The organism is Saccharicrinis aurantiacus (assembly GCF_947489045.1).
In the GTDB taxonomy this organism is placed as follows: domain Bacteria; phylum Bacteroidota; class Bacteroidia; order Bacteroidales; family Marinilabiliaceae; genus Saccharicrinis; species Saccharicrinis aurantiacus.
Genome location: NZ_CANLCN010000011.1, coordinates 35,982 through 49,187 on the forward strand (window position 1 = coordinate 35,982; position 13,206 = coordinate 49,187).

General features: G+C 32.8%; 11 protein-coding genes. 6 read left to right on the plus strand and 5 right to left on the minus strand.

What is annotated here, in order from left to right:
- The first annotated feature begins 38 nt into the window (after positions 1–38).
- The 5 genes from QMO11_RS13505 to QMO11_RS13525 all read left to right on the plus strand — a co-directional run bounded on the left by QMO11_RS13505 (position 39) and on the right by QMO11_RS13525 (position 4,597).
- Entirely contained in the window at positions 39–920 is an 882-nt protein-coding gene (locus QMO11_RS13505; protein WP_282037764.1) for a D-hexose-6-phosphate mutarotase, read from the plus strand.
- Between the two features lie 219 nt (positions 921–1,139).
- Positions 1,140–2,291: a BamA/TamA family outer membrane protein gene (locus QMO11_RS13510; protein ID WP_282037765.1), complete on the plus strand. Its 1,152-nt coding sequence runs from the start codon at positions 1,140–1,142 to the stop codon at positions 2,289–2,291.
- A 257-nt stretch (positions 2,292–2,548) separates the two neighbouring features.
- On the plus strand, positions 2,549–3,442 hold the full coding sequence (locus QMO11_RS13515) for a TraB/GumN family protein (protein ID WP_282037766.1): 894 nt from the start codon (positions 2,549–2,551) through the stop codon (positions 3,440–3,442).
- Between the two features lie 14 nt (positions 3,443–3,456).
- Positions 3,457–3,963: an RNA polymerase sigma factor gene (locus tag QMO11_RS13520; RefSeq protein ID WP_075603657.1), complete on the plus strand. Its 507-nt coding sequence runs from the start codon at positions 3,457–3,459 to the stop codon at positions 3,961–3,963.
- Entirely contained in the window at positions 3,947–4,597 is a 651-nt protein-coding gene (locus tag QMO11_RS13525; protein ID WP_282037767.1) for a hypothetical protein, read from the plus strand. The genes QMO11_RS13520 and QMO11_RS13525 overlap by 17 nt, the downstream gene beginning before the upstream one ends.
- Positions 4,598–4,855: 258 nt before the next feature.
- On the opposite strand, the gene QMO11_RS13530 is transcribed toward QMO11_RS13525, so the two are convergent.
- Both QMO11_RS13530 and QMO11_RS13535 read right to left on the minus strand, forming a co-directional pair.
- Positions 4,856–5,884 carry a threonine aldolase family protein gene (locus QMO11_RS13530; protein WP_282037768.1) on the minus strand — a complete coding sequence of 343 codons (1,029 nt, stop codon included), beginning with the start codon at positions 5,882–5,884 and terminating at the stop codon, positions 4,856–4,858.
- A gap of 76 nt (positions 5,885–5,960) precedes the next feature.
- On the minus strand, positions 5,961–7,253 hold the full coding sequence (locus tag QMO11_RS13535) for a carboxypeptidase-like regulatory domain-containing protein (RefSeq protein ID WP_282037769.1): 1,293 nt from the start codon (positions 7,251–7,253) through the stop codon (positions 5,961–5,963).
- Positions 7,254–7,511: 258 nt separating this feature from the next.
- Between QMO11_RS13535 and QMO11_RS13540 the strand changes: the two genes are divergently transcribed.
- The gene (locus tag QMO11_RS13540; protein WP_282037770.1) at positions 7,512–7,910 is read left to right on the plus strand and encodes a NifB/NifX family molybdenum-iron cluster-binding protein; all 399 of its coding nucleotides are present in this window, start codon (positions 7,512–7,514) and stop codon (positions 7,908–7,910) included.
- An 18-nt stretch (positions 7,911–7,928) separates the two neighbouring features.
- On the opposite strand, the gene QMO11_RS13545 is transcribed toward QMO11_RS13540, so the two are convergent.
- From QMO11_RS13545 to QMO11_RS13555, 3 genes are all read right to left on the minus strand, one after another.
- Positions 7,929–8,381 carry a GAF domain-containing protein gene (locus QMO11_RS13545; RefSeq protein ID WP_075603652.1) on the minus strand — a complete coding sequence of 151 codons (453 nt, stop codon included), beginning with the start codon at positions 8,379–8,381 and terminating at the stop codon, positions 7,929–7,931.
- 76 nt (positions 8,382–8,457) lie between these two features.
- Positions 8,458–8,955: an RNA polymerase sigma factor gene (locus tag QMO11_RS13550; protein ID WP_075603651.1), complete on the minus strand. Its 498-nt coding sequence runs from the start codon at positions 8,953–8,955 to the stop codon at positions 8,458–8,460.
- 250 nt (positions 8,956–9,205) lie between these two features.
- Positions 9,206–13,147 carry a T9SS type A sorting domain-containing protein gene (locus tag QMO11_RS13555; RefSeq protein WP_282037771.1) on the minus strand — a complete coding sequence of 1,314 codons (3,942 nt, stop codon included), beginning with the start codon at positions 13,145–13,147 and terminating at the stop codon, positions 9,206–9,208.
- Positions 13,148–13,206: the final 59 nt, after the last annotated feature.

The following is a 13,206-nucleotide window of genomic DNA, read 5'->3' on the forward strand; positions in this document are numbered from 1 at the left end:
CATCTGAATTAGTATCTACATTTATTAAAGTAAAAAGTATGCAAACAGAAGCTATGAATAAGGAATTTGGCATTAGTAACAAACTTAGTTTTGCTAAATACGAACATACCACCATCGCTAATATCCAAAGTGATTATTCAAAAGCAAAAATTTCGTTATACGGAGCACAGGTGTTAAGCTTCATTAATGAAGATAACGAAGAATTACTTTTTATGAGTAGCGAATGTATCTTTAAAAATGGAAAAGCTATACGTGGTGGCATTCCTGTTTGTTGGCCATGGTTTGGGGCAAATACAAATGACCCTTCTCTCCCATCGCACGGTTTTGCCCGTACAACCGAGTGGGAAGTAATTGAGACCATCGCTAATGATGAAGTAACTTTAGTTCTTGGTTTAAAATCGAATGAAAACACTTTAAAAGTTTGGCCACATCAGTTCGAAGCGCAACTTAAAGTAGTTGTTGGTAAAAAGCTAAGCGTGTCATTAAGTACAACAAATAAAGATTCGAAGGCTTTTGAAGTAAGTGCTGCACTACATACCTACTTTTTAATTAACGATATTAATACCACAAAACTGGAAGGACTTGCTTCAAAAGACTATTTTAATAATGTCAACAAAGAAAATGAAACTCAAAATGAAACAATCTTAAGCTTTGGTGAGCGAATAGATAGACATTATTGTAATACAAATAATGCTTGTATCATAGACGATACGAATAAGAAAATTGTAATGGATAAGGACGGTAGTGAAACAACTGTAGTTTGGAATCCAGGTAAAGAATTATGTATTGAGATGGCGGATCTAGGAGATACCGATTACAAAAAAATGTTATGTGTTGAGTCAACCAATAGTTTGAATAATATTATAACTATTCAACCAAATCAAACACATACATTAAGCACATATATTTATAAGCAATAAATTACAATAACTTTCATTTAAGCATTATTCTTACTTTTTTAATAATGCTTAAGTGAAAGTTTCCATTCCAATTAATTTGGGATAGAAAAATACACAGCGAAGTATCTCATTACTGCAAATACCTTTTTTCAATCACATTTTTAGCCGCTTCATTTATAATGTCTGCAATAGTAAAATAGTTATTTCGTAAGTTTGTAATCGTAAAATGTAAGAATTGAAATGAGATATATATTAGTTTTTCTACTAATCACAGCAAGCACATTAACCTTTTCGCAAACACAAACAGACTCAATAAAAAGTAAAAATCTAAAATTTAGCATACTCGGAGGCCCAGGTTATACCCCTGATTATGGTTTATTAATTGGAGGAAGTACTTTATTAACCTTCTCAACAAACCCTGCTGATTCGCTTTTAAAACGTTCCGTTTTGCCTTTTGCATTTGCTTACATGGCAAATGGTGGCGGTAGTTTTATGATCAAACCTCAACTATTCTTTAATCAGGATAGATTTCGAATTTTTGGACAAATATCATACATGAACACGCTCAATCATTATTATGGTGTGGGATATGATGATAACATTAGCATTGAGAGAGGTACTGAAACCACAGAATACCGAGATATGAATATTCAGGTTAATCCTACGTTCTTATTTAGGTATAAAGATTCTGATCTTTTTTGGGGGACATCATTTGATTTTACCCATAATAAAATGAAAGACCCAAGTGAAGGTATTGTAAATAACGCCGATTATATGTCTGCTGGAGGTGATTCTTTAGGCCTCACTTATACCAATGTAGGTATTGGAGTAAATATACTTTACGATACACGCGATTTGCCAGCCAATGCATATAGTGGAATGTTAATGGAATTAAATGCCACATATTATTCTAAGGCTTTTGGCAGCACCAATGAGTTTGCAGTGATAAATGCAGATTACCGACAGTTTAAAGAATTGAAGTTCCTTGGCGATAGAAGAATTTTAGCATGGACTGTTAATGGTAGATTTACAGTTGGCGACGTACCCTTAACAGAGTTGTCGATGGTAGGATCACCTTTCGATTTAAGAGGATATTATAAAGGCCAATTTAGAGACAAACATTCTGTTTATTCAATTGCAGAATACCGACATATGTTCAACCTAGGAGATGAAACAAAAATGCGCAAGCTATTATCTAAACTTGGCTTTGCTGCTTGGGCTGGAGTTGGAACCGTTGATTTGGAAACTGAAGGAGAAATACATGCCCTACCCAATTATGGTATAGGATTAAGAGTAGAGGTACAACCACGCATGAATTTTAGATTAGATATAGGTAAAGACCCAATAAACAATCAAACGCTCTTATACTTTAATATGACAGAGTCATTTTAACGACTAATCAGTACATAAGATTAGTAACGTAATAGTTAAGATCACTAAACTTGACCCTTTTTTGAAGTAATCATTTATATACCGAGATTAATGGCCTATGGCAATTTCACTCGCAATTCTAAGCTCCAATTAATCCTTAAATCATACATTCATAATATTTTTCAGTTTTTCTTGTAACAATTATCATTAGTTTACGACTTATGAATTGAGCTCAAACAAATTATTTTTAATTCTAATAAGCTAATAACTCAAAACAAATGAAAAAACTAATAATAAGCTCTTCAGTTGTAATTGTTGCAATTATATTATTTTTCACATTAGTAAATTTTAAAGCCCCCACTAGTACAACAGCAAATTCGGGTACCTTGCTTTGGAAAATATCTTCTGATAAACAAACTGAACCATCCTATTTGTACGGCACCATCCACCTAATGCCCGAAAAGGACTTCTTTCTTGGCGAAGATGCTTTACAAACCTTAAAATCAGCCACCTCTTTAACGCTAGAAGTTGATATTGATCTATCCATAAAAGAGCAGGTTAAAATGGCGCAACGTTTGATGCTTCCGGATGGGAAATCTTTAAAAGATTATATGAGCAAAGAAGACTACGACTTACTTTATAGTTACTTTGCAGATACGTTACAAATAAAAGAAAGTAAAATAGATCGCTATTTTAAACTAAAACCATTCAATTTAGTATCCCTCGCCTGTATGGAGTATTATGATAATATTGAAAACTATGAGCAGGTATTTACTAAAATCGCGAAAAAGAATAAGCTCAACATTAATTCCCTAGAGAGTATTGATGAACAATTTAACATTATCGAAGCCTCAGGATTAGATATGTACATCCCCAATAAGGACGAAATATTTATGATTAAACAGTTTGAAGAACTGAAGGAAATCTATTTAACTAAGAACCTTGATTCGTTGCATCAATTTATGCAAGCAGAATTAGATAAAGATGATGATAAAAGCATTGAAGCCAAACTACTAGAAGACAGAAATAAAAATTGGATTCCAAAGTTAGATTCTATTATGCAAAATGAATCTTCATTTATTGCAGTAGGTGCAGCGCACTTGTCAGGTGACAACGGAATCATAAATTTATTAAAACAAAAAGGATACACAGTAAGCTCTATGAACAAATAAATCAATAACCTAACGTGCAAAATAACCTTACTATTGAAGAACTGATACAACAGAACCAAGCGCTAATACACAAGGTAGCGCTGGTTTATGCCAAATCAGACGACGAAGCAAAAGACATGTTTCAGGAAATATGCATACAGCTTTATAAAGGCTATGCTTCCTTTAAACACCAAAGTAAAGTTTCTACTTGGATTTATCGGGTAGCTATTAACACTGCTGTATCATGGATTAGAAAAGAAAAAAAGCATTCGAAGAATGACCCTATGCCTGAACGTGATTGTATTTATGATGAATCTCCTTTTTATTTAGAGGCCGAATCAGCAGAAATGATTAGCACCCTTTATAGAGCCATCAACCATTTATCAGAAATAGATAAAACACTTGTTCTTCTTTATTTAGAGGAGACCTCGTATTGTGAAATTAGCGAGATACTTGGAATTTCAAAAGTTAATGTGAGAGTGAAAATGAGCAGAGTAAAGAAAACCCTTAAAAAATTGATGCAGGATGAAAGACTTTACTAGTATTGAAAAACTTAGGGAGAATTGGAAGAAACAAACGAGAGATCAACTTAAAGTGAAATTAACTCTCAAAGAAATAGAATCTATTACCCGCAAGAAAAGCCAAAACGAAATAAATCGTTTGAAACGTAAGTTTATAATTGAAAATAGTATTTCATTTGTATTGATAATAGCAATTCTACTATTCGCTAATTTTAAATTTGACGAGAAATCTGCTGTCCATTTTGATATTTTTGTGTTTGTTATATTGACTATGTATATAATACCATTGTTGGGATTATTTAATATTAAAAAGCTATCTGAAACCACCACCTCATCATTCTTAAACAGTACGGTACCAATACTAAAAAAAATATACATCCAGTTCAAATGGATTGCAATTTTCATTATGCCTTTATGTTGTTCTGCATTAGCATGTATTAGTAGGCATTCGGTTTCTGAGAATCCAGACCATACTGCCTTTTTTAAAACACCAATATTTATTGGCTCCTTAGTTTATGTAGTTACGCTGCTATTTATGTATCTATGTTTTCGATTTGTATACGACCCTATTTACCTAAAACACATCAAAAATTTGGACGAACTAAAAAATGATATTAATAAAGCCGAAGAGCATGAAGATATTATGGATGAGTGATAACATCCTCAATGATTTATACACTTACTAAATCCTTTGGTAAAACACCAAATTGTTTTTTAAACTCAGCAGTAAACTTAGAACTTGATTTATAGCCAACCTTGTGTGCAGCTTCTTTTACAGTAATACTGCCGATGTTAGTGTTGAAATAGATAATAAGTCAGAAAACTATTCGCATTCCCTACTTATATCCTATTTAAATTGGTAATATAATTTCTAGCATTAAACCAATAAAATTCTTTAATGCTAGAAATTCTTTTAGGCCAATTTAGATCGAAGTAAATCTGCAAATTTATAGATGTCTTCTTCTTGTGTATCAAATGATGTCATCCAACGAACTTCTGATTGAGAAACATCCCAAACATAAAAGAAAAATTCTTTTTGTAAATCCGCAATTACAGACTCCGGAATAATAGCAAAAACACCATTACTTTCAACCTTTTGGGTTAATTCTACTCCTTCAATTTCCCCAACCTTTTCAGCTAATAATTGAGCCATTTTATTTGCATGCAAAGCATTCTTTAGCCATAAGTCATTAGTTAGTAAAGCTTCAAACTGAGCCGCTGTAAATCGCATTTTTGAGTGTAACTGAGCTGTTTGTTTTCTAATATACTTTACATCATCAGTGGGCAAGTCAAAAAACAGCACTGCCTCACCAAACATTAAACCATTTTTAGTTCCTCCAAAAGATAAGGCATCCACACCAACATCTACAGTCATTTCCTTTAAACTACAACCTAAAGCTGCAGCGGCATTAGAAATACGAGCGCCATCCATATGCAATTTCATATTATTGGCATGAACGTAATCTGCAATTTCCTTTATTTCATTTAACGAATACAAAGTGCCCAGCTCAGTGGCCTGCGTAATACTCACCAAATTTGGTTGTGAATGATGCTCAAAACCAATACCATGCATATATTGCTTAATACCTTCAACCGTTAATTTTCCGTTATCCGTTTTAACAGGTAATAGTTTTGCCCCTGAATGCTTTTCTGGTGCACCACATTCATCAACATTAATATGTGCTGTCTCAGGACAAATAATAGCATTATAAGTACGACTTAATGCTTGCAACACAATTACATTAGCTCCAGTTCCGTTATAGGCGAAAAACACATCTGTTTTTAAACCAAAAATAGAACGAAATAATTCTTCACATCTACGAGTAACCACATCATCGCCGTAACCAATTGCATGCCCAACATTGGCTGCCTCAATTGCCTTTAATACATCTGGATGAACCCCAGAATTATTATCACTTGCAAAACCTCTTATATAACTCATCAATATATTTTTACATAAAAAAGCAAGCAATAATATTGCTTGCTTTTCTGTTTTCAATGCCCTAAAAGTAATTATTTTATCTTTTATCTAAACGCTTCTTAATTTTTTTAATTACTGATTCTATAGATGCCTCTGGCTCAATAACATTATACTGTCCCCAAAAAGTATCATCTCTAAAGCCTTCAACCTGATCATGAAGAATTACATTTCTCTTAATCTTCTCGTTAGCTTTAAATGGTTTTACCTCAGCAATTTTCCAATCGGTAACCGCCATTTCTATCGTTGAAGTATAATTTGTGCTTAATAACTTCTTCTTCCAATTAATTTTAAATGTTATACTCCCTCTAGAGTAACTATACATCCATTTGTCGCCCTCTTGTTTGTACTTAACCAAATAGCTTGCCTCTGTAGGGTAGACAACCGCACCTGCAGGTTTCTGTTTAATAAACATTGCAGAGGCCTCCTCTTTATCGCTAATATTAATACTATAAGCAATACTTGAAACTGCTAATGTTTCTGCATCAATATAAAGCTTACCATAAAACAGCGGTGTTGTAACATATGGTTTTTGAACAAATGACAATACATATATAATTCGATCCTTAACCTTAGTTACATTTTCTACATTAAAAATATAATAATCCAAATCCTCATAACTAAGTATAGCATATGGATCTTTCATTACATCGAGCATTAATGTGGAGTACGGACCTCCTTGAAGTTTAAAACTTAATGTATCCATTTTTGAATAATCGGCATCTTTACGCGCTTTATATAATTTTACACCATCGTACCTAAAATTGTTATATGGCTGCTTATAAATGTCTACTATAGCCTCAGTTAAGGATACATAAGACCTGCGTCGCTGAATGGTTTCTCTGTAAAATGCAGTTACTTGTAGAGGCGTCTGCATGTAATTAAGATGCTTCCTACTCAAAACATTTCGCATAATTTCATCAGCATCTTTTGGAGCTACATTAATTCCTTCTAATGAAACCGAAATAGATGTTAATCGTATCTTATTTCTATTTTCAGAAAGCGTAGAAAGTTTAATTATTTTCTCTTCATATCCTAAATAGCTTACCTTAATAGAAGCTTCATTTTTCATCCCCTCTGGCACCTTAATAACAAAATAGCCTTCGGAATTGGAAACTGTTGAAATATTTGAAGCTACCACACCAACCGATGCAAACATTAGTGGATCTCCTGAATCGTCGTCGATTATTTTAGCACGGTATTCAACAACATTAATTGTATCAGAACCAATATCTTCAAAGTAAGATCTTGCAGAAGTTTCAATACTTATCGCTGATAAGCAAATTAAAATCATCAATGATTTTATTACTGTGGTATAAGGTACATTTTTCATGATGGTAGATTTTACATTAAACTTTATCGTTTATTATAAGACAAAGTAAATACGAATATCCCCCACTCTAACTAAAAGAAACTTGGCATATAACTTGGATTATATATAGTTGTAAACAACTATAATAATTGAAATTCATTATAAAACAACTAGTTATAGCAAGTAAGCATCAAGATATCATTACTGATATGTAAGAATTATAACATACAAGCTACAATTATGTAGAAATTACGAGATATTAACCTAAAGCAAATCATTATGAAATTATGTATCCCAATTTTAGGAGAAAAAGGACTAAGCAAGGAATTATTAGCGAATGATTTCTATAAAGCGAATCATTATTGCATCACTGATATTAGCAAAAATTCATCGGAAGTGTATACTCTAGATACATCTAATACCATTTATCTATCTATGTCTGAGTTAAAGAAACTTGAAATTAAAGCTATTATAACTCCTAATTTGCGTCCAATGGCCGCTAAAATTCTATTCGAAAACGAAATTGAAGTATATCAGAGCTTAGGGAATGTAGTTGAAGAAAATATAAATTTCTTTAAAAAGGGCACTCTAAAAGATTTTACAGAAGCTATGATAGAGCAAAAATCGAGCTGTTCTTCCGATTCTTGCTCTTCATGTTCTTCAAGTAGTTGTGGCTAATACTTTTTTTATAAATAATTAAAATATTAATGAAACCAATTTCTCTAGGCCCTGCTTGTCATCCTCATCAAAATTTGATAACTCTTTACTATCGACATCTAATACGCCAATAGTATTACCTTTTTTATCAATAACAGGAACTACTATTTCAGATTTTGTTAATGAGCTGCAAGCAATATGGCCAGGGAAAGTTTCAACATCATCCACTATTACTGTCTTAGAAGTATTTAAGCCTGCCCAACATACTCCAACATCTTTCTTGAGTCTTAAACACGCAATGGGGCCTTGATAAGGTCCTACTAATAATTCCCCTTTATCAATTAAATAAAAGCCTGTCCAAAAAAAATTACTCATCTTATGATGCAACAAAGAAGCAATAGTTGACATTCTGGAAATTGGATTATCTATAGGTTCTACAAGATCTGCAGCTTGGGTATAAATTCTATCGTATCTTTTTAACTTAGCACTCATAATATCTTAAAATAAAAAGGTGCAAACTAACTAAAAAGTTAATTTGCACCGTATATAATCATTAATAAAATCTTAATTAATCTTCAAGCATACCTTGAAGTTTCTTTCGTGTAAAAAATATTCTACTTTTAACTGTTCCTATCGGCAACTCAAGTTTTTCAGCAATTTCTTTATACTTATAACCCGATGTATGCATCGTAAATGGAACTCTAAAATCATCATCTAGTTTAGCGATGCTATTATTCATTTCGTTGACCGCTTGCACTGATTCTGGTGTTTCTGAGGCGTAATTACCTTTAAAGGCAACTCGATAAGCATCTTCTGCTGAATCAAAAGTGTTACGCGTTTTTTGAACACGTCGGTAGTTATTTATGAAGGTATTCTTCATTATAGTAAATACCCAAGCCTTAAAATTTGTATTTGAAACAAATTGTTTCCTATATGTTAATGCCTTTAAGGTTGTCTCTTGTAGGAGATCACTAGCATCGTCTTCATTTGCTGTTAAACTCAAAGCGAAATACCTAAGTTTTTCTTGTAAGCCTAGTAGGCTTTCGTTGAACTGTGATGGAGTCATTATTTCGTCGTTTTGTTTGTTTCGTTTATAATCTAGGATCAATTATTAAACAAATATAAAGTATATTATCTCACTAACAAAAGATATATATGTCTTTTTTTATTTTATTTTTAATCAATCTAAATAAGATTAATATAAAAACCACAAGTTCAGACAACTAAAGTCAAATACATTTGTTCATTCTAAATTACGAAATAGTTTTTAGAAGTAAAAGACAATTTCCGTTTAATATCGCAAAGGTAATTTTATCTTAATGTGTAACAAGTATCTTTCTTGTAACATTCCTTTTATCCATCAATAAATTAACAATGTACATGCCATCGGCAGGGAAGTTAATATTTCGAGTAAGCTTAAAACTGCCTAAATTTTTATTTACAAGTTCTGAATAAATAATTTTACCCGACAAATCATAAATCCTCAGCTGCAAGTTTCCTTGATAAGCATCTTCTATGCCAATATGGAACACTCCATTTGTAATAGGATTTGGTTTAATCAGAACTTCAAATTCGATATCATCGATTCTAAGAAATGTGGAATCCTGAATTTTAAGGTTATCAATAGCCCAACCCCAGCCTGTAACTTCTTCATCTGAGAACAATCTAAAACGGACCAAAATAGTATCCGAGGGATTAAAGAAATCTAAGAGATTAATATGATGCTTTGTATAATCACTTTGTTTAGGCGATGAGTCTACATTTCTTCCTGAACTCTTCCAATCCGAATTATAGGAATAATCATATCCTTCAATAATTGGTATCCAATCAATACCATTCAAACTACCTTCAACTACTACATAGTCATAAAATGATTGATCTAAAAATGTAGCGCCAACTTCTCCTTCTTCAACAAAGGCAATATCTTCATATTTTATAAATGCCCTTTCATCATCATCAGATACTATAATTGGATACTTCAATTGGTAAGTTAGATTGACATCTTTTTCGTAGGGATGATTTGATTGCATAGCATTATTATCTAAAATACCCCGCGAGACTTTAAAACCATCACCATAAAAATCTTCGAATTTATATGAAAAATTATTGACATAAGAGTTTACTGGCTCCTTGATATTTATTAAGCTTATATATTTGGTATTCGATATGTAGGCCACTTCTCCTATATAACCAATAAATTTAAGCTTAAAATCATTTAAGGATTCAATATTTATAATATTACGTCTGCTTCCAGAAGGTGTATTATACTCAACATTAACTATTTCATCATTTATAAATATTTGTACAGAATCATAGTCAACATCAGCAATAGAACTAATTATTAATTCTTGCTTAGGATTTGAGCTTGCATCTACGATATATGGGTGTTTAAGGGTATTTGAAACGCCTTCTCTTTTAAGTGTCCAAACTCCTAAACCATGCGTAGCTAAAATTATTTCGTCTCCTTTACATTTCATATCCCAAATTGATACTGCTGGTAATCCATTATCAGAATACTCCCATGAGGTACCATTATCTTTAGAAATAAAAAGTCCTATTTCAGTACCTGCCCATAATTCATTTGGTTTTTCAGGAGCTACTAACATCGAAAGTGTTGCTACATTAGGAAATCCATTACTACTTGTACTACTGCCAGAGATACCAAACCCGGTAATATCTTCCCAAGATTCTCCTAAATCTGTTGTTCGCAGTATTTTTGGAAAATTTGCATGCGAAAATAAAATATAGGCAGTTTGAGGATCGAGCGGATGCGTTACTATATTTGATATAACATAGTTATTTACAGGGTTGGCTATTTCTTTAAAGCTTCTACCTCCATCTACTGATAACTGAAGTTTAGAGTCTGATGATAACTTAACACCAGCCCACACTATTTCGGGGTTGGCCTGGCTGATTTCAATTTTTGGCGCATAACCTATACTATATCCCCAATTCGATCCCATCTCAGCAATAGACCACGAACTACCGAAGTCATCAGAACGACTAATTCCAGACACACCACCAACAAATAATAAATCAGGATCTACATCTGAATTTGCCAAACAAGTTACAAATGGAGCCTTGTTTCCATCTCCAACATCAGGTACTACATTCTCTAGAGACTGAAAATGCTCGCCACCATCCCTCGATTTCTCAAGAATATTATAGTAGTAGCTACCAATAAAATGGTCAGGTTTTCGGCTATGCCAAGCCACATCAAATCCATCACCACTTAAAGTTGCATTCCAATTTGATTCTATATCGGGATTTTCAGGAGAGATATAGCTTCCATTATCTTGCATCCCACCAAAATATAAATACTTTGATGGATGACGATCAATTCCATAAAATTGAGAACTTATATATCCATTTATGGTTGTTTTCCAAGTAAGGCCTCCATCTTCCGATAGACTTAACCCACCGTCATTTCCAACTAATACTTCGAAATCATTTCCTGACTTATTTATAACATTAATACTATGATGATCTGCATGTGAATATTTTTCATCCTCCACTGGTAGGCTCCATCTGGTTATACGCTCACTTTTGAGTGTTCTATTACTTAACTCATAAGGATTAATACTAATTGAATAATTCGGAATATTGGTTTCATCCCAACTAGAAGAAGCTAAAGAAGCTGTTCCTAATATCTTTTCGTTTCCATTTTTTGATACTATTTGGCTATTATAAGAATTTGAATAAGTACTATTATGAACTATAATTACCTCATAAGCATCATCATACAAATCAAATTTCCCATTCTTATTAGAATCGATAAAAGAGGCGTTAAGTTTCGTATTTGTACGTTTATTAATTACTTCAAACGGAACAGTCACATATTTCGAATCGTACTTTAAAAGTTGTAAATCATCTTTAATATCTTGCGAATAATTATTCGATAAGTTTTTATTTACAAAAACATGTGCCTTTTGAGATTTTCCTGTTCCGAATTGAATTTCAATCTCATCACTAATTTTATTATACTCGTCATATACTAGTACTGCACCATTTTGAAAACTCCCCCCACTATTATGAGGCTCAAAATAATCAGAACTTGTTGTATTTACTGTGTAAGCTCTATTGCTTGTCTTAATTTCTTCACCTATAGTAAAGGAAAATAGATCAACTCCTCCGATATAACCAGACATGGTATTATTCGGGTGAGCTGCAATTACATTATTATACCAACCTTGACCACTTAAGAAATCGGTTTCATCTTCGTCAATTGCTTCTCCCCACTCTATACCACCATCTTCAGAGAAATATACTTTTGAGTCTTCCGTTAAGGCAAATAATACATCTGGATTATTGCTAGAAATAGCTAGTTCTATTCTATTAGCGTCTCCTCCAAATGTTTCTGTTTGATACCAGGAATCACCACCGTCATCACTTTTAAAAACTCCATTATTGTGGCAAGCAGCCCAATATATATTAGTATCAATTGGGTGTTGAATTAGTTTTTGGTAGCGTCCGTTAATGAGATTCACTTTTAACCAATTTATCCCTCCATCATCAGACTTATAAATACCATTATTTGTTGCACAAATAACTATATTCTCATCTTCATTACTAACAACAATACTATTTACATAATTAAACTCTTCATTATTTGCAGTAAACTCCAATTGTTGCCAGGTTTCACCTTTATCGGAAGTTTTAAAGATTCCATCTCCTCGAACTGCATCAATATTGAAGTACCCCTCACCAGTACCAGCATAAATTACGGAAGGGTTTGATTTAGCCATAGCCATACTTGAAATAGCTAAATTCGGTAAGTTGGGTGAGATAATATCCCAAGTTTCTCCTTTATTAATTGTTTTCCAAACCCCACCTGCTACGGCTCCTGCAAACCAGGTACTTCCACTCGTATCTTCGGGATCAATAATAATGGCTCGGGTTCGACCGCCGACGTTAGCAGGTCCTAATTGTTTCCAATCTAATTTATTTGTAGTAGACTTTAGTAATTGCCTTCGCTTAAGCGCAGACTTTAAGGCCTGTTGCTTATAGTTAACTGAATAATTTGCACTACCCTCTCTATTCTTAATATTATTAAAATATTCTACATACTTATCCGGCTTATCCGGCTTTGCGTAACCATTAAGTCTTCTTTGAATTTTTTTATTTCTATAATTGGCCTGTAGTTCATCAACGGAAATTCCATAATGCTTGCCTTCTTTCTTTACTACCTTAAAATCAGCAACAATGATAAAGTATATAATAATGAATACAGCAAATATGGCAGTGTATCTTAGTCTCATAATTAATGTTAAAGATTTGGAAAAACTCTGCCAAATATACACATTAATAGAGAATAAAC